Source organism: Kitasatospora sp. NPDC057015 (genome assembly GCF_042673745.1).
Lineage (GTDB): Bacteria > Actinomycetota > Actinomycetes > Streptomycetales > Streptomycetaceae > Kitasatospora.
The window spans coordinates 4,869-5,458 of record NZ_JBHUSG010000106.1 but is presented as its reverse complement, the minus strand read 5'-3'; the positions used below and the strand labels follow the sequence as shown (position 1 = coordinate 5,458).

General features: G+C 46.8%; 1 pseudogene. It reads left to right on the top strand.

The features are described 5' to 3' along the window. Window positions 1–35 precede the first annotated feature (35 nt). Window positions 36–590 (top strand): annotated as a pseudogene (locus ACFTWP_RS41090) (hypothetical protein); the annotation flags it as partial.

Sequence of the window (590 nt, the reverse complement as noted above, 5' to 3'; positions counted from 1 at the left end):
GCGCTACACGCTAAATTGTAAAAATATAACGAGCCATGGCAACTCCACAACCTGATTCGATAGGGAAAAGCTGCTTTGCAATTATGCCTATCGCAGACGCCGACGGTTATCCGCAGGGGCATTTTAAGCATGTTTATGACGACATTGTGGCTCCTGCATGCGCGCTCGCAGGCTATAGGGCAGTGCGTGCCGATGAAGTAAAGGCGTCGAACCTTATTCATCTTGATATTCTCAAGAAACTCATAGAGGCGCCGGTAGCGATCTGTGATTTGAGTACTAGAAATCCGAATGTTCTTTTTGAGCTAGGTATTAGGCAGGCATTTGATAAGCCAGTCGTTTTGCTTCAGGAGAAGGGGACGCCAAGAATATTCGATATCGCTCCGCTTCGCTATCTTGAATACTCGAAGGAGATGAGGTATCACGAGGTGTTGAAGACACAGGAGGAGTTGAGTGAGGCGATTGTGGCGACTGTCGCAGCTGATTCTGAAGCGGGAAATGTTAACTCGATCGTGAAATTACTCGCTTTAGATAGCGCTGCACGTATCCCTGAACTTAAAGATGGGAAGGAGTTTTTTGCCATTGAATTGATG